We start from the raw sequence: 18,529 nt of genomic DNA, 5'->3' as shown, positions 1-18,529 counted from the left end.
TCCTAGCCCATGGGGAAGCGCACCTCGCCGGCGACGATCGGGTTGGCGTAGTTCTTGCTCGAGATCTTGATGCGGTTCAGGGCCAGGCCGGTGAGGGCCTCGAAGACGGCCCTGCGGGCGTTCATGGCGGTGGAGTACCCGGCGTCCAGGTGCGGGGCGACCTCGACGACGTCCATGCCGATCAGGTCGGTCTCGTGGGCGATCCGGCGCAGCGCGGTGAAGAGCTCGCGGGTGGTGAGGCCAGCCGGTTCGGGGGTGCCCGTGCCGGGGGCGAAGGCCGGGTCGAGAACGTCGATGTCCAGGGACAGGTAGACGTGGTCGGCCACCGCGCGGGCCTCCTCGATGACCTTGTCCACGACTGCGGGCAGGCCGATGCGTTCGATCTCGGCCATGAAGTGCGAGCGCATGCCGGCCCGTCGCATCCAGTTGAACAGCTGGTCGTCGGGGCCGGAGATGGTCCGGATCCCCACCTGGATGATGTTCGGGCCGGGCACCATCTCCTCGTCGATGAGCCGGCGGATCGGCGTGGTGTGGGTGGCCCGGTGGCCGAACAGCTCCTCGTGGCAGTCCGGGTGGGCGTCGAAGTGGATGACGGCGATGGAGCCGCGGCCGTGCACCTCCGACAGGGCGCCCACACTCGGCCACAGCAGGGAGTGGTCGCCGCCGAGGACCACCGGCCGGGCGCCCACCTGGGCGATCTCCCGGACCAGGCCGCGGATGGGTTCCATGGACCGCACGATGTCGAAGGGGTCGACGGCCGCGTCGCCGTAGTCGACCACCTTCAGGATGTTGAACGGGTTGACGCGGGTCGCCGAGTGCACGAACCCCTCGGGCGTGTTGTACAGGTAGCGCTCGTCGGAGCGGATGGCGCGGGGGCCGTAGGCGGCTCCGCGGTGGCCGCTGGAGACGTCCACGGGGCAGCCCACGACCGCCACGTCCACCTCGCCGGCCCTGAGGTCCTCCTGGGTCAGGGCCAGGGGGACGCCCATGAAGGTGGGGATGCCCGAGTAGGAGGGCTGAACGTAGTAGCGGCGCAGGTCGATGGGACCGGGGGTGCGCCCCGGGAGGAACGAACGGTCGACCTCCCGCCGCCAGTTCTCCGATTCGGGTGTCTCGCTCATCTCTCTCCTCGTTCGCGGTGCTGGGTGTGCGAGGGCGGCCGCGCGCGCTCGCGGGCCGGTGCCGGTCAGCGGGCGCGGCCGCTGACCGGCAGGCGGGTGCAGCCGCTGATCACCGGCGAGCTGCGGCGCCGTACCGGGCCACTGACGTGCAGGTCGGGCAGCCGCTCGACCAGGACGCGCAGGGCTGTCTCGCCCTCCATGCGGGCCAGTGGGGCGCCGATGCAGTAGTGGATGCCTCCGGAGAAGGAGAGGTGCTCGGCCTGGTCCCGGCGGGTCAGGTCGAAGCGGTCGGGGTCGCTGTAGACCTCGGGGTCGCGGTTGGCGGCGCCGATCAGCACCACCATGGAGCTGCCCGCGCGGATGTGGTGGCCGTGCAGTGTGGTGTCCTCGTGCGGGACGCGCTGGGCCTGGAGGGCGGGCGAGTCGTAGCGCAGGGTCTCCTCGACCGCGCCGCGGGCGAGTCCGGGGTCGTCGCGCAGCAGGTTCCACTGCTCGCGGTCGCGGGTCAGGGCGAGAACGGCGTTGCCGATCAGGTTGGTGGTGGTCTCGAAGCCGGTGACGGCGAGGACGGTACAGAAGGCGAGCAGTTCCTCGGTGCTGAGTTTGCCGTCCTCCTTGGCCAGGGTGAGACGGCTGACCAGGTCGTCGCCCGGGTCGGCGGCGCGCACCGCGATCAGCTCGGTGAAGACCTCGTCCAGGTCGTCGACGGCGGCGCGGAAGTCGCGGGCCATGGTGAGTGACGTGACACCGTCGATCACCGGGCCGACCTTGCGCCCGGCACGGATGAACCGCTCGTGGTACTCCTCCGGCACGCCCAGCAGTTCACCGATCACCAGCAGCGGCAGCGGGCCCGCGAAGTCCTCGATGATGTCGAACTCGTCGGCCGTGGCCGCCTGGTCGAGCAGGCCGTGGCAGAGCTTCTCCACCTCGATCTGGTACTTGCTGATCATCTTCGGCCCGAACGCGGGCTGGGCGAGGCGGCGCAGCCGGGTGTGGTCGGGCGGGTCGAGGCCGAGGATGGAGCTGTTCCACGGGATGTCGTCCATGATCTCGTGGCCCGGGACGCCGCCCTCCTCGCGGTTGAGGAAGAGGGAGCGGTCGCGCAGGATGCGGCTGCCGACCTGGTGGCTGCCGGTGACCCAGGTGCCCAGGTGGCTGCGGTGCAGCGGTCCCCGCTGCCGTACCCGCGCATACAGCGGATAGGGGTCCTCCTGGCCCATCAGGAGGTGGGTGAACGGGTCGCCGAACACGCCGATGGCCCGCAACAGCCCGCGGGTCGCGCCCAGTTTGGCGCTGAACTTCCATCCGGCGAGCCGGCTGTCGGTCAGTACGGCCATCACTGCTCCCTGCGCGAGGAGGTGCGGGCTGGCCGGAGCGCCTGCTCCGGCCCGAGGGCTATGACGTCGAAGGCGCTGGTGGTGGAGTCGAGGCGGTGGATGAGCCGGTCGGGGCCGGTGACGTGCACCCGCTTCACGCCCTGGGCGCGCAGTGTGGCGACGATCGGGGGCCAGCGGACGGGGTGGTCGAAGGAGTCGAGAAGCAGGGTGCCCAGTTGGTCCGCGGTGGTCACCAGGGAGCCGTCGTGGTCCGCGACGATCGGCATGCGGGGGTCCTGGAGGTCGAACTTGCGGAGCACCTCTTCCTCTACCCGGTCGCGCATCACGGAGAGGGCCGGGCAGTGGGCGGGGGGTTTCATGGAGTACAGCGAGTAGCCGCCCAGGGCACTGACGTGCCGCTGGACGGACTCCAGGGCCGACTCCCGCAGGGTGACCATGTACATGTCCTCTTTGAGGTAACCGGAGATCTCGTGGAAATCGCCGCGGTCGGCGAGTTCGGTGAGGACTTCGTTCAGCCGTTCGTCGGGCAGCCGGGTGACGACGAGCGTCACCAGGTCCTGGTACTGCTCCTCGAAGAACTTCCGCTCGCAGTGGGCGAGTTCGAAGGCCAGGCGAACGGTCTCGGAGAACGGCAGGGCGCCGGAGAAGGCGGTCACGGACTTCAGGCCGAAGCTGAAGCCGACGCAGACGTCGGGGTCCTTCCCGAGCGTCTCGCGTGCCCGGTCGGCAAGGGCGACCGAGTTGACGAGGAAGGCGATCTGGGTGAACTCCCCGTAGTCGTCGCCTTCGCCGCGGAATCCGTCGAGGACCGAACGGCCCAGTGCCTCGTCCGCGACGGCGAGCCGGTCGCGGACGAAGGGGTCGATCATCATGAACTTGCCCACCTCGCTGAAGCGCGAGGGGCCCATGCCCGGAAACACCACGGCGGTGCGTGCCTGTTCGGTAGTCATCAGTGTCCGCTCTGTCTCACTCGTCGTACGGATGTCATCCGGCCCGCCGGTCAGGCGGACCCGGCCAGGGCCGGCGCGTCGCGGTCCCCCGCGGCCTGCCGCTCCAGGGAGAGCCGGTCCGGCTTGCCGTTGCGGTTGAGGGGGAAGCCGTCGATGACGGTGACGCGGTTGGGGTGTTCGTAGGCGGGCAGGGCGTCCTTGATGACCTGGCGCCAGTGGGCGGCGTCCCGGCCGGCCGGGTCCTCGACGAAGAAGACGAGTTCGCTGCCGCGCGCTCCGTCTGGCAGCGCGATCACCTTGGCCATGCAGCCGGCCGCGGCGACCTTCCGCTCGATGATCTCCGGGTAGAGGGTGTACCCCATGCGGTGCACGGCCAGCTTGCGGCCGGCCACGAACAGGTTGCCCGCGGCGTCCAGGTGACCGAGGTCGCCGGTGCGGTACCAGCCCTGCTGGACGGGGGCGAGGGTGCCGTTTTCGGCGAGGTAACCGGCCATCATGTCGGGCGTGTTGACGACGATCTCGCCCAGCTCGCCGGGCGGCAGGTCGTGGTCCAGGTCGTCGCGGACCCTCAGCTCCAAGCCCCGCATGACCCGGCCGCACGCGACCGGGTTGTCGACGGTGGCGAAGGCGATGTTGCCGAGTTCGGTGCTGCCGTAGCTGTCCAGCAGCGGGTGGCCGAAGAAGTCGGCGTACTCGTCGGACAGGGCCGGGTCGAGGGGGGCGGCGCCGCTGCAGAACATGCGCACCTTTGCCAGGGCGCCGCACACCTCGGTCTGCCGGCGGGCGAGGTTGAGGATGCTGCGGTACGTGGCCGGGGTGGCGTCCAGCACGGTGACCCCGCACTGCCCGCCCATCAGCAGCGAGCGGTCCAGGCGGCGGTGGGGGGCGACGATGAGCGAGCACTCGGCCAGCCAGGCGATCAGCACCATGGACAGCCCGTACTGGTGTGCGAAGGGCAGCAGTGGCAGCAGGACGTCGCCGGGCCCGTGGCCCATGTGCTCGGCGTTGCGGCGCAGGTTCTCCAGGAAGCGGGCGCCGGACTTGACGATGCCCTTCGGGGTGCCGGTGGAGCCGGAGGACCACATGATCAGGCCGTCCGGCAGGGCGCACCAGGTGTCGAAGGACAGGGACCGGTCGGCGGGGGTGCGTCCGGCCGCGTCGACGAGCAGCCCGTACAGATACCGGGGCCGGCCCGCATCGACGGGGATCGGGGCATCCTCGTCGTAGAGGCACATCCTGGCGCCGGTGCGCTCGATGATCCGCGCCGTCTCGCGGGCGTGCTCCTGCTGGTCGACCAGGACGATGGAGGCACCGACGTGCATCAGCGCGAAGAAGGCGTTCAGCCAGGCCGCCGAGTTGCCGGCCTTGAGCAGGACCCGGTCTCCGGGGCGTACACCGTCCGCGCGTAGGACCGCCGCGGCCCTGAGCGTATCGGTCTCGAATTCAGCGAAGGTCCGGGCCGAATCACCCGTGAATATGTTCGGCGTCATCGGCGCCGTCCCCTTTCCCGGTCGTGAGAACTTTTTCCCGGTGCTGAGTACTGACGAGATTTGACCGCACGGACAGGCCGTCATGGACTCATGGGCGAACTTATGCGGCAGAGCCGCGCCGCAGAACCCCTATCTGCCCCCTAACGCCCCCTGAACAGGAACAATCCCATTCTCCGGGATAAGTCGGGGGACGGGGCGAGGCGCTACTGTCGTCCATGTTTACCGCACCGACGGACCGGACTGGCCAATCCCGAATTCCTATTTCTTCCACGGAGGTTTCCGGTGATATTCGCTGCCCAGCATTTCCGCCGTCCGGCAGGGCCGGGGGGCCGGTCATGACGACGACCCAGCTGCACGGGACCACCACGGCCCCCGAGAAGGAATCCGGCCCGCACCCGCTCGCCCGCCGTGCGGTGACCCTGGCCGCCGGCGCCCCGCTCCTGGTGCTGCTCATCGTGAGCACGCGCTACGGCTACCAGGGCGACGAACTCTACTTCCTGGGCGCCGGAAAGCACCTGAGCTGGAGTTACGCCGACCAGCCGGTGCTGCTCCCGCTGCTCGCGCACGGCATCGACGTTCTGACCGGCGGTTCACTGTTCGCCCTGCGCCTGCTGCCGGCCCTGCTCACGTTCGCGGGCGCGGTCGTGGCCGCCCTGATCGCCCAGGAGTTCGGCGGCCGGCGCCGGGCCCAGGTGCTCACCGCGCTGTCGTACGGCTTCGCCCCCGCGACCCTCATCAGCGGGCACGCGCTGTCCACCATGGTGGTCGATCTGCCGCTGTGGACGACGGTCACCTGGCTGCTGGTGCGCTGGACCCGCACCCGTGAGGACCGGCTGCTGCTGTGGGCGGGCCTGGCCACAGCGCTGGCCCTGCAGGCCAAGTACCTGATCGTCGGCTACTGGGCCGTCGTCGCGGTGTGCCTGCTGGCCGTCGGGCCACGTGAACTGCTACGCCGCCGGGCCCTGTGGGCGGGCGCGGCGATCGCCGTGGTCACCTCGGTGCCGGGTCTGGTGTGGCAGGCGCGCAACGGCTGGCCCCAGCTGGAGATGTCCCAGGTCCTCGCCGACGAGCACATCCTCGGCGGACGCGCGGGCTTCCTGCCGTACCTCGTCGTCCTGTCCGGTTTCGTGTTCGCCGTGGTCCTCGGGTACGGGCTGGTACAGCTGCTGCGCGCCCCGGAGTTCGCCGCCCACCGGTTCCTGGGGTGGGCGTTCGTGGGGTTGGCCGTGGTGCAGATCGTCATCGACGGGCGGCCGGCGTACGTGGCGGGTCTGTTCGCGCCGCTGTGGGCGGCGGGTGCGGTGGCCCTGGAGCGCGGCGGGGGCGCCCGCTGGTGGCGCTGGCTGGCCAGTTGGCCGGCCTACGGCGTGACCGCGCTGGTGACCGTGGCCGTCTCGCTGCCGGTGTACCCGGTCTCCCAGGTGACCCGCACCGAGCAGCCGGCGAACAACCCGGTGGCCGCCGAGACGCTGCGTTGGCCGCAGTTCGTCGACGCGGTCGAGGACGCGTACCTCTCGCTGCCCGCCGGTGAGCGGGGGCGGGCCGTGGTCGTCACGCAGTACTACGAGGAGGCCGGCGCCGTGGACTTCTTCGGCGCCGGCCGCGACCTGCCGTCCGCCTACAGCGGCCACCGCGGCTACGCCTACTTCGGGGCGCCGCCGGAGAGGTCCGGTGCGGTCGTCTACGTCGGTTCCGACGTGGACCGGCTCCGGCCGTACTTCTCGCGGGTCAGCAAAGCGGCCACGGTGGCCGGCGGGCCGGGCGAGAGCTATCTCGACGGCGTTCCCGTGTGGACCCTCGACGGCCGGACCACGCCGTGGTCTCGGATCTGGCCCGGGTACCGGCACCTGTCCTGACGGTTCGCGTCACGGGGACCGCTCCTTTCGGGGGCACTCCCCCGGCGGGCACACGACCGAGGCCCTCGGAGACCTGATGTCTCCGAGGGCCTCGGTCGTGTGCCGGTCAGAGTCGGTCGAGCCAGTCCTCGATGACGCGGGCGGTGCCGGCGGAGTGCTCCTCCATCACCGAGAAGTGATCACCGAGCGCGTCGACGACGGTGTGCTCCAGCTTCCACTGCGGCCGCCAGTCGTACTCCTTCGTCCACTCGACGAGCGGCTCACCGGCCCGCACCAGGAGCGTCGGTGCCTGGATCGGGTCCGGGCGCAGGCCCAGAAACATGTAGCGCGCCATCGCCGTGGCCCAGGCGTCGCCCCAGTCGTCGCCCTCCTCGCCGGGAACGTCCTCGTACCGGGTGGCGAGGCCCTCGCTCATCGCGGCGGTCATGTCGCCGAGCGCCTCCTCGTCCACGTACGTGTCGACGAGCACCACGCCCACCGGGCCCTCGCCCCGGTCCTCGAGCTCCCGGGCCACGGCGTGCGCGATGAGCCCGCCGGAGGAGTGCCCTCCCAGGACGTACGGCCGCCCGCCGAAGGACCGCTGCACGGTGTCCGCGTGCAGCCGGACCAGCGCCTGCTTGTCCGCGGGCAGCAACTCGCCCTCCAGGAAGCCGGGCTGGGTGATGACGTGGACGTCGCGCCGGTCGCGGAAGTAGGCGCCGAAGCGGGCGTAGTCGTACGCGCTGGACCGTCCCATGTACGAGGTGAACAGCACCACGCCGACCGGCTCCGTGCCGCGGGCGAGCGGGAAGGGCTGCCGCGGCTCGCCGAGTTCGGCCTCCGTGGTGAAGGAGGTCCGGAAATCCGACATGGTCCGCAGCACCGGGATGAAGTCGTCGGCCCGGCCCCTGCGTGCGGCCTCGTCGTACAGGGCGGAGAGGGAGGCGGCGCTTCGGGGGGCGGAGTGTGACGTCGGGCCGGGGCCGGGGAGGGGCGGGGGCAGGGCCGTGTCGCTGGCGCCCTGCCCCGAGGCGGGGGGCGGGGTGGGATCCGCCGCCGCGGCGGGGGCGAGGGCCGGTCGGTGGTCGGCCAGGTCGGTGGCCAGGCGGCGGGCCAGGGCCTGCGGCGTCCGGTTCTGGAAGACCAGGGTGGCCGGCAGGCGCAGCCCGGTGGCGGTCGCCAGGCGGTTGCGCAGCTCGACCCCGGTGAGGGAGTCGAAGCCGAGCTCCAAGAAGCCCCGGTCGGCCTCGACGCGGTCGGCCGAGTCGTAGCCGAGCACGACCGCCGCCTGGTCCCGGACCAGCCCGATGAGCAGGTCCTGGAGCTCGGCCGGATCCGCGGCGGCCAGCCGGCGGGCGAAGTCGTCCGCCTCCCGGGCCGCGGCGTCCGCACCCACCGCCGTACGCCGAACCGGTCCGCGCACCAGCCGCCGCATCAGCGGCGGCACGCCCGAGCGACCGCCGGCACCGAGGACCGCGAGGTCGAGGCGTACCGGCAGCAGCAGGGGCTCGCCCGCGCGGCGGGCCGTGTCGAACAGCGCGAGGCCCTCCTCGGAGGCCAGCGGCAGCACACCGCCGCGGGAGATCCGGGTGAGGTCGGCCTCGTCCAGGGCGCCGGTCAGCTCGCTGCGCTCGGCCCACAGGCCCCAGGCCATGGCGGTGGCCGGCACCCCGGCGGCCCGCAGCCGGTGCGCGAAGGCGTCGAGGAACGCGTTCGCCGCGGCGTAGTTGCCCTGTCCGGGACTGCCGAAGGTGGCGGCGGCCGAGGAGAACAGGACGAAGTCCGACAGCGGGTGCCGGGCCGTCAGGTCGGCCAGGTTGAGGGCGGCGTCCAGTTTGGGCCGGAGCACCGTGTCCAGCCGCTCGGGCGTCAAGGAGGTCACCAGGCCGTCGTCCAGGACGCCCGCGGTGTGTACGACCGCCGTCAGCGGGTGCTCCTCCGGCACGGCCTCGAGGGCCGCGGCGAGGGAGTCCCGGTCCGCCGCGTCGCAGGCCACGACCCGGGCCGTGGCACCGAGCTCCGCCAGTTCGGCGACGAGTTCGGCGGCTGCCGGGGCGTCCGGGCCGCGCCGACTGGTCAGCAGGAGGTGCCGCCGGCCGTGCGTGACGACGAGATGCCGGGCGAGCAGTGAGCCCAGGGCGCCGGTGCCGCCGGTGATCAGGACGGTGCCGTGCGGGGTGGTGTCGTTCGCGGAGGGTGCGGCGGACTGGGGCGCGGGGACCAGGCGCGGTGTGTGGAGGGTTTCGTTCCGGATCGCCAGCTGGGTTTCGTCCAGGCCGAGTCCGACGGCCAGCAGGGCACCGGCGGACTCCGGATCGTCCACGTCCACCAGGAGGAAGCCCGGCCCTCCCGGGTTCTCGGACTGGGCGGCGCGGACCAGGCCCCACAGCGCGGCGTGCGCCACGTCCGGCACGTCACCGCCGTCGACGGCGACCGCGCCGCGGGTGACCAGGACCAGGCGGGTGTCGGCCAGCCGCGCGTCCGCCAGCCAGGTCTGCAGCAGTTCGAGGGTGCGGTGCAGCGCCGTACGGGCGCTGTCGGCCACCGCCGTGTCCGGACCGGGGGTGAAGGACACGAGGACCGCGTCGGGGGCCTGCGCCCCGGCGTCGAGTGCGGCGAGCAGTGTGGGCGCGTCGGCGTACCGGTCCAGCGGTACGCCGGACGCCACCAGTGCGGCGGCCGTCTCCAGGTCGTCGGGGCCGATGGTCGCCCAGGACAGCGGGCGGGCGGCCGGGGCCGGGACGGACGTCCACTCGACGCGGTACAGCGCGTCCTGCCCCGGGCCGCCGGATGCCGCCCGCAGCTGGTCGGCGACGACCGGGCGCAGTTGGAGGGAGTCCACGCGGGCCACCGGCTCACCGGCGTCGTCCGCGAGCAACACGTCCACGCCGCCGTCGGCCGACGGCGTGACCCGCACCCGCAGGACCGTGGCGCCCTGCGCGTGCAGCGAGACCCCGCTCCACGCGAACGGCAGCCGGACCCCGTCCTCGCCGCCGGGCAGCAGGGCCACGGCGTGCAGCGCGGCGTCGAAGAGCGCCGGGTGCAGGCCGAACGCCTGCGCGTCCGGATGCTCGGCGTCGGGCAGCGCGACCTCGGCGTACACCACTCCGGTCGTGCCACCCGTCTCCTCCCGCCAGGCGGCCCGCAGCCCGCGGAACGCCGGTCCGTAGTCGAGTCCGGCCTCCGCGATCCCTTCGTAGAACCCGTCGAGGTCCAGGGAGCGGGCCCGCTCGGGCGGCCAGGTCGCCAGGGTGTCGTCGGGGCTCAGGTGCCGGGAGCCGCCGAGGGTGCCGGTGGCGTGCCGGGTCCAGATCCCGTGCGCGGTGCCGTGGCCCCGCGAGGACACGGTCACGGGACGCCGCCCCGACTCGTCCGCCGCGCCCACCCAGACCTGTACGGTCACGGAGTCGTCCGCGCCGACGATCAGCGGGGCCTGGAGCGTCAGTTCCTCCACGGTGTCGCAACCGACCTCGTCCCCGGCCCGCAGCGCCATCTCCACCAGCGCGGTCCCGGGCACGAGCACCGTCTCGCCCACCGCGTGGTCCGACAGCCACGGGTGCGTACGGCGGGACAGCCGGCCGGTGAGGACGTACTGGCCGGAGTCGGCCAGCTCGACGGACGCGCCGAGCAGCGGATGCCCCGCCGCCTCCAGGCCCACCGAGGCCACGTCGCCGCCGTGCGCATCGGTGAGCGGCTTGGGCCAGTAGTGGTCGCGCTGGAAGGCGTACGTGGGCAGATCGACTGTCCTGGCCCCGGGGAAGAGGGCCTTCCAGTCCAGTTCCACGCCGTGGACGTGGGCCTCGGCGAGGGAGGTGAGCAGGCGGTCGGCGCCGCCTTCGTCGCGGCGCAGGGAGCCCAGGGCGACCGCGGGGCTCCCGGTGGTGTCGATGGTGGCCTGAAGCGGGGCGGTCAGGGCCGGGTGCGGGCTCATCTCCAGGAACAGGGTGTGTCCCTCGGCGAGGAGGTGTCGGGTGGCCTGTTCGAAGAGGACCGTGTGGCGGAGGTTGCGGTACCAGTAGCCGGCGTCCATCGGCTCGTCCAGCCAGGCGCCGGTCAGCGTGGACAGCAGCGGGATGCCGGGCGTCGCCGGTGTCACCGGGGCCAGGGCCCGGGCGAGCCGGTCCTCGATGGCCTCGACCTGCGCGGACTGGGCGGCGTGGTCCACCGGGATGGTGCGGGCCCGGATGTCGTGCTGGTCGCAGTGGGCGATCAGTTCCCGCAGGGCGTTCGGTTCGCCGGAGACCACGACCCGGTCCGGGCCGTCGACGGCGGCGATGCCGATACGGCCCTCCCAGGCCGTCAGGAGGTCGCGGGTGCCGTCCTCCGACAGCATCAGCGAGACCATGCCGCCCTCGCCCGACAGCTCACGGATGGCCTGACCGCGCGACGCGACAACACGGGCGGCGTCCTCCAGGGAGAGCGCGCCCGCCACACACGCCGCGGCGATCTCACCCTGACTGTGACCCACCACAGCCGCAGGCTCAACACCCGCCGCCCGCCACACCTCGGCCAGCGACACCATCACCGCGAACAACACCGGCTGGACCACATCCACCCGATCGAAGTTCTCACCACCCAGCTCCTCGAACAGATCCCACTCGACGAACCCCGACAACGCCCCCGCACACTCACGCATCCGCTCCGCGAACACCGAACTGGAGCCGAGGAGCTCGACCGCCATCCCCGCCCACTGCGACCCCTGACCCGGAAACACGAACACCGGCCGCACAGTGCCCGGAGCGGCCCGACCCGCGACCACACCCGGCGAAGGGACGTCGGTCCCGGCCAGCCGGTCGAGCCCCGTCAGCAGTTCACCGCGGTCCCAGCCCAGCACCGTGCCCCGATACTCGAACCGCGACCGCGTGGCAGCCAACGACCAGGCAATGTCCGCGAGTTGCGGATCGGCGTGCTTGCGCAGATGCTCGCGCAGCCGTGCCGCCTGCCCCCGCAGCGCCTCCGGGGTCCGGGCCGACAGCACGAGCTGCACGGCGCCCGACACCACCGGCTCCGGCGGTACCTCGGCGTCGACGCTCTCCTCGGCCGGTGCCTGCTCGACGATCACGTGGGCGTTCGTACCGCTGATGCCGAAGGAGGAGATGCCCGCGCGGCGCGGTGTGCCCTCGTGCTGGGGCCAGGGCCGGGCTTCGGTGAGGAGTGCGACGGCACCGGCCGACCAGTCGACCTCGGGGGTCGGTGCGTCGACGTGCAGGGTCTGGGGCAGCGTGCCGTGCCGCATCGCCATCACCATCTTGATGATTCCGGCGACACCGGCGGCGGTCTGGGTGTGGGCGATGTTGGATTTCAGCGAGCCCAGCCACAGCGGCCGGTCGGCGGGCCGGTCCTTGCCGTAGGTGGCGATTAGTGCCTGCGCCTCGATGGGGTCGCCGAGGGTGGTGCCGGTGCCGTGGGCCTCGACCGCGTCCACGTCGGCGGGCGTCAGGCGGGCGTTGGCGAGGGCGGCGCGGATCACGCGCTGCTGCGACGGCCCGTTGGGGGCCGTGAGACCGTTGCTGGCGCCGTCCTGGTTGACCGCCGAGCCTCGGAGGACCGCCAGGACCCGGTGACCGTTGCGGCGGGCGTCGGAGAGACGTTCCACCAGGAGCATGCCGACGCCCTCGCCCCATCCCGTGCCGTCGGCCGCGGCGGCGAAGGGCTTGCAGCGGCCGTCGAAGGACAGCGCGCCCTGGTGGCCGAACTCGGCGAACGCGGCCGGTGTCGCCATGATCGTCGCACCGCCGACGAGGGCGAGGTCGCACTCGCCGCGGCGCAACGCCTGTGCGGCGAGGTGGGCCGCCACGAGCGAGGACGAGCAGGCCGTGTCGACCGTGACCGCGGGGCCTTCCAGGCCGAAGGTGTACGACAGGCGGCCCGAGGCGACGCTCGGCGCGTCACCGGTCATGACATAGCCCTCGACGCCCTCGGTGGCGGCCATCGCTGCCGAGTACCCCTGGGAGGACGTACCGACGAACACCCCGAGCGGGCCACCGCGCATCGCCCGGGGGTCGATGCCGGCCCGCTCGAAGGCCTCCCAGGCGGTTTCCAGGAGCAGTCGCTGCTGCGGGTCCATCGCCAGGGCCTCGCGCGGGGAGATCCCGAAGAACTCCGGGTCGAACTCGTCGGCGTCGTGCAGGAAGGCGCCGCTGGTTGCGTCCTCGCCGGCGGACATGCCCCCCGCCGCGGCCGGGTTCCAGTGGCGGTTGCCGGGGAAGCCGGACATGCCGTCGCGGCCCGAGGACACCATCTGCCAGAGGTCTTCGGGTGACTTGACGCCGCCGGGGAAGCGGCAGCTCATCGCGACGATCGCGATCGGCTCGTCGTCGGTGGCGGCGCCGTTGCGGACCGGGGCGTCGGCTGCGGCGGGCAGCGCTCCGAGGAGTTCTGTGCGCAGGTGTGCGGCGAGGGCCTTGGGGGTCGGGTAGTCGAAGATCAGCGAGGCGGGCAGGCGGAGTCCCGCCGCGGCGGTGAGGCGGTTGCGGAGTTCGACGGCGGTGAGGGAGTCGAAGCCCAGCTCCTTGAACGCCTTCGTGGCGTCGACCGACTCGGGCGACGGATAGCCCAGTACGGCGGCGACCTGACCGCGGACGAGGTCGACCAGCTCCTGGATCCGCTCCTCCTCCCCCAGCGGCGCGAGGCGCTCGGCGAGCGGCCGCTCGGTGCCGGACGAGGCCGACTCCACGTCCCTCACCTTGCGGACGTGGGTGGTGCGGATGAGGGTGCGGAAGAGTGGCGGTACGTGTACGCCGAACTGCGCCCGCAGGGCTCGCAGGTCGAGCTTCATCGCCACCAGCGCGCCACCGGAGGTCTCCACTCCCGCATCCAGCAGGGCCAGACCCTCCCCGGCGTCCAGGGCGTTGACCCCCGCCCGCCGCATCCGCTCCACATCACCCGACCCCAGGGAACCGGCCATACCACCCTGCTCGGCCCACAACCCCCACGCCAGCGACGTCGCCGGCAGCCCCCGCGCACGCCGGTACTCGGCCAACGCGTCCAAGAACGCGTTCGCCGCGGCGTAGTTCGCCTGACCCGCACTGCCCAGCACACCAGCCGCCGAGGAGAACAACACGAACGCCGACAGATCCCGATCCGCGGTCAACTCGTGCAGGTTCAGCGCCGCGTCCACCTTCGGCCGCAACACCCCCTCCAGACGTTCGCGGCTCAGCGAAGTGAACACACCATCGTCGACCACACCCGCCACATGCACCACCGCCGACAGATCAGCGACACCCTCCAGCAGCGAGGCCAGCGCCTCCCGGTCGGCCACATCACAGGCAGCGATCGACACCCGGGCGCCCAGCGCCTCCAGCTCCGCACGCACCTCACCCGCGCCAGGCGCCGCCTCACCACGACGGGAGACCAGCAACAGCTCCCGCACCCCGTGCCGCTCCGCCAGATGCCGGGCCACCAGCCGACCCAGACCACCCAACGCACCCGTCACCAGCACCGTCCCCGACGCCTCCAACGAAGACGCCTCAGAAGCAGGGACCGCAAGCCCGGCCCCTGCCGCCTTCACCAGCCGCGGCGACCACACCACGCCCTCGCGAAGCGCGATCTCCGACTCCTCACCGCCGGCGACCTCCAGCACCCGCTCCCAGGACTCGGCACGGCCGTCCACATCCACCAGCACCACACGCCCCGGATGCTCCGACACCGCCGACCGCACCAGCCCCCACACCGCGGCACCCACCGGATCCGCCACCACACCACCAGCACCCACCGCGCCCTCAGTCACCACCACAACGCGCGACTCACCAGCACCCCCGAACCGCAACCACGCACCCACCTCGTCCAGCACACCACCCACAACCGACCGCACCACATCAGCAGACGCGACACCGGACACGGCACCGGGCACCAGGACCGGCACCACCACACACTCCGGCGCCTCCAGACCCCCCTCCACCGCAGCGATCAAAGACCCCACGTCCGCGAACACCCCAGCACCCTCGAAGCCGCCAGAACCGTCCCCGACCACCGCACAGGAACCACCCACCACCCCACCACCCACAACCGACCCGACAGCCCACTCCACCCGCAGCAACGAGTCGTGCCGGGGGCTCCCCTGCGTCTCCGGTGCCGCGACCGGCCGGAGGGCAAGGGACTCCACCTCGGCGACCGGCTCGCCGGACGCGTCCGCGACGGTGAGGGAGACGCCGTCGGTTCCGGCCGCGGTCAGCCGTACGCGCAGTACGGACGCGCCCGTGGCGAACAGGGACACACCGCTCCACGAGAACGGCATGCGCCCGTGCTCGGTGTCGCTGACGAAGGTGCCGAGGCCCAGCGGGTGCAGGCTCGCGTCGAGCAGGGCGGGGTGCAGGCCGTACTCGGCGGCATCGGTGCGGTGCTCGTCCGGCAGCGCGACCTCGGCGAAGACCTCGTCCCCGCGGCGCCAGACGGACCGCAGTCCCTGGAACGCGGGACCGTAGGCGAATCCGGCTTCGGCGAGGCTGTCGTAGAGAGCGTCCGTGCCGACCGGCTCGGCGCCGGACGGCGGCCACTGCGTCAGGGCTGTCCCGGATGCGGTGTGCGGCGTCTGGGTCAGGGTTCCGGTGGCGTGGTGGAGCCACGGTTCGTCGGACCACAGTTCGTGGGCCGAGGCCTCCTGGGATCGTGAGTAGAGGTTCACGGTGCGGCGGCCCGCGGTGTCGGCCGGGCCGACGGCGAGCTGGATCTGCACGGCTCCGTGTGCGGGCAGTACCAGCGGGGCCTGGAGCGTCAGTTCCTCCAGGAACGCGCTGCCGATGGTCCGGCCGGCGTGCAGGGCCAGTTCGACGAAGGCCGTGCCCGGCAGCAGCACGGTGCCGCCCAGGGCGTGGCCCGCCAGCCACGGATGCGACCGCAGGGACAGCCGTCCGGTGAACAGGAAGCCGTCCGCGTCCGCCAGGGCGATCGCGGCGCCGAGCAGCGGGTGTGCGGCCGCCGCCAGTCCAGTCGCGGAGATGTCGCCCGATCCGCCGATGCCGAAGCGGGGCCAGTAACGCTGGTGCTGGAAGGCGTACGTGGGCAGGTCGACCCGGCGCCGGGTGCCGGCCGGGGCGAACAGCGGGCTCCAGTCGACCGTGGCGCCACGGACGTGGGCCAGGGCCAGGGCGGTCAGGAACGTCTCCGGTTCGTCACGGCCCTTACGCAGGGATGCGATCAGGCCCGCCTGGGCTTCGGGGGTGGTGAGGGTGTCGTGGGCCATCGAGGTCAGGACCGCGTCCGGGCCCATTTCCACGATGGTCGTGGCGCCGAAGCCGGCCAGGGCGGTCAGACCGTCATGGAAGCGGACCGCCTCGCGGACGTGGCGGACCCAGTACTCCGGGTCGCGCAGTTCGTCCGCCGTGGCCATACGGCCGGTCAGGTTCGACACGAGCGGCAGGCTCGGCGTCTCGTAGACGAGGCCCTGGGCGACCTGCCGGAACTCCTCCACCATCGGTTCCATCAGCGGGGAGTGGAACGCGTGCGAGACCCACAGCCACCGGGTCTTGCGGCCACGGACGGTGAAGGTCTCCGCGAGCTCTTCGAGGACGCCGGACTCGCCGGACAGGACGGTCTGCGCCGGGCCGTTCACCGCCGCCACGCCGACCCGGTCCGTCAGCCCTTCCAGCAGATGGGTGACCTCGTCCTCGGCTGCCTGGACGGCAAGCATTCCGCCGCCCTCGGGCAGGGCCTGCATCAGCCGGCCCCGGGCCGCCACCAGCCGCACCGCGTCCTGAAGCGACCACAGGCCGGCCACATGTGCCGCGACCAGTTCGCCGATGGAGTGCCCGCCGAGGATCTCCGGACGCAGCCCGAAGGACTCCGCGAGGCGGTACAGGGCGACCTCGATCGCGAACAGCGCCGGCTGGGCGTATCCGGTCTGTCCCAGGAGGTCGGCGTCCTCGCCGAACATCACGTCGGCCAGCGGCCGTTCCAGCAGCGGGTCGAAGTGGGCGCAGATCTCGTCCAGCGCCCGCGCGAAGACCGGGAAGGTGTCGTACAGCTCCCGGCCCATGCCCAGCCGTTGGGCGCCCTGGCCGGTGAACAGCACCGCCAGCCGGCCCTCGGCCACCGCTCCGGAGACCGGGCCCGGGCTGCCGGAGGCCAGCGCGTCCAGGCCGGCGACCAGGTCCGTGCGGCTCGTGCCGAAGAGGACCGCGCGGTGCTCCAGCGCCGACCGGCCCGACAGCAGTGACCAGCCCACGTCCACCGGGTCGACGCCGGCGCCCGTCACCACGTACTCGCGCAGCCGCTCGGCCTGCGCCCGCAGGGCCTCGGCGCTCCGGGCGGACACCAGCCACGGTACGACGCCCGAGGGCAGCGGCGCCGGACCGGCCTCCGCGACGGGTTCCTCCGCCGGGTCCTCGGCCGGAGCCTGCTCCACGACGACGTGGGCGTTGGTGCCGCTGACGCCGAAGGACGAGACACCCGCCCGGCGCGGCCGGCCGCTCTCGGGCCACTCACGGGCCTCGGTCAGCAGTTCCACCGCGCCCGTGGACCAGTCCACGTGCGAGCTGGGCCGGTCGGTGTGGAGGTTCTCGGGCAGCAGGTCGTTGCGCAGGGCCATGACCATCTTGATGACGCCGGCGACGCCCGAGGCGGCCTGGGTGTGGCCGATGTTGGACTTCACGGAGCCGAGCAGCAGGGGCCGGCCGGCGGGGCGGTCCTGGCCGTAGGTGGCCAGGAGGGCCTGGGCCTCGATGGGGTCGCCGAGCACGGTTCCGGTGCCGTGACCCTCGACGGCGTCGATGTCACCGGTGGTGAGGCGGGCGTTGGCGAGGGCGGCACGGATCACCCGCTGCTGCGAGGGTCCGTTGGGTGCCGTGAGCCCGTTGCTCGCGCCGTCCTGGTTCACGGCGGAACCGCGGATCACCGCGAGGATGTCGTGGCCGTTGCGGCGGGCGTCGGAGAGGCGCTCCAGGCCGAGGACGCCGACGCCCTCGCCCCAGCCGGTCCCGTCGGCGGCGTCGGCGTACGGCTTGCAGCGGCCGTCGTGAGCGAGGCCGCCCTGGCGGCCGAACTCCGCGAACGCGCCGGGCGTCACCATCACGGCGACACCGCCGGCGAGGGCCAGGTCGCACTCGCCCTGGCGCAGCGCCTGCGCGGCCAGGTGCAGGGCGACCAGGGACGACGAGCAGGCCGTGTCGACGGTGACCGCCGGACCCTCCAGGCCCAGGGCGTAGGCGACGCGGCCGGACACGACGCTGGTGACGTCTCCGGTCAGCAGGTAGCCCTCGACGTTGTCCGGGGACGCCATGAGGGTGGAGCCGTAGCCCTGGGCGGTGGCGCCGACGAACACGCCGGTGCGGCTGCCGCGCAGCGCGGCCGGGGGGATGCCGGCCCGTTCGAAGGTCTCCCAGGCTGTCTCCAGGAGCAGCCGTTGCTGCGGGTCCATCGCCATCGCCTCTCGAGGCGAGATGCCGAAGAAGGCCGCGTCGAAGTCGGCGGCGTCGTGGACGAAGCCGCCGACGCGCTCGGGACCGTCGGCGGCGGCCCCGTCGGTCCGGCCGTTCAGCGCGTCGACGTCCCAGCCACGGTCGGCGGGGAAGTCCGAGAGCGCGTCCCGGCCGTCGGCCACGAGGCGCCACAGGTCCTCGGGCGAGCGTACGTCGCCGGGGTAGCGGCAGCTCATCCCCACGATGGCGATGGGCTCCGGTTCTTGTGACTCCACCTCTTGCAGCCGCTGACGCGTTTCATGGAGGTCTGCGGTCACGCGCTTGAGGTAGTCGAGGAGCTTTTGCTGTTCCGCCATGGGAAACTCACCTGTTCGTGTAGTCACAGAAGCCGCATCGGCCCGCAGGGGCCGCAAGGTCCGCATCTGGGCGCGGGCAAGAACCC

General features: G+C 72.6%; 6 protein-coding genes. 1 reads left to right on the top strand and 5 read right to left on the bottom strand.

From position 1 onward, the window contains the following. Positions 1-2 precede the first annotated feature (2 nt). The 4 genes from OHA64_RS35240 to OHA64_RS35225 form a co-directional block, all read right to left on the bottom strand. Entirely contained in the window at positions 3-1,121 is a 1,119-nt protein-coding gene (locus tag OHA64_RS35240) for an agmatinase family protein (protein ID WP_405620133.1), read from the bottom strand. A 65-nt stretch (positions 1,122-1,186) separates the two neighbouring features. Further along, on the bottom strand, positions 1,187-2,458 hold the full coding sequence (locus tag OHA64_RS35235; RefSeq protein ID WP_405620131.1) for a cytochrome P450: 1,272 nt from the start codon (positions 2,456-2,458) through the stop codon (positions 1,187-1,189). Beyond that, positions 2,458-3,408, bottom strand: coding sequence for an ACP S-malonyltransferase (locus tag OHA64_RS35230; protein WP_405620129.1), 951 nt, complete (start codon positions 3,406-3,408; stop codon positions 2,458-2,460). Before OHA64_RS35230 ends, OHA64_RS35235 begins: the two co-directional genes overlap by 1 nt. Positions 3,409-3,458: 50 nt before the next feature. Beyond that, positions 3,459-4,898, bottom strand: coding sequence for a class I adenylate-forming enzyme family protein (locus OHA64_RS35225; protein ID WP_405620127.1), 1,440 nt, complete (start codon positions 4,896-4,898; stop codon positions 3,459-3,461). Positions 4,899-5,233: 335 nt separating this feature from the next. On the opposite strand from OHA64_RS35225, the gene OHA64_RS35220 reads away from it, so the two are divergent. Next, complete coding sequence (locus tag OHA64_RS35220) at positions 5,234-6,754, top strand: ArnT family glycosyltransferase (RefSeq protein ID WP_405620126.1); 1,521 nt, start codon at positions 5,234-5,236, stop codon at positions 6,752-6,754. Between the two features lie 106 nt (positions 6,755-6,860). Here OHA64_RS35220 and OHA64_RS35215 read toward each other — a convergent pair whose 3' ends face one another. Beyond that, positions 6,861-18,443, bottom strand: a complete 11,583-nt coding sequence (locus OHA64_RS35215; RefSeq protein WP_405620124.1) for a type I polyketide synthase — start codon at positions 18,441-18,443, stop codon at positions 6,861-6,863. Positions 18,444-18,529 lie beyond the last annotated feature (86 nt).

Source organism: Streptomyces sp. NBC_00076 (genome assembly GCF_045041235.1).
Taxonomy (GTDB): Bacteria; Actinomycetota; Actinomycetes; order Streptomycetales; family Streptomycetaceae; genus Streptomyces.
Note: the sequence above shows the minus strand (reverse complement) of the source record. Positions and strands in the feature narration are given on the sequence as shown.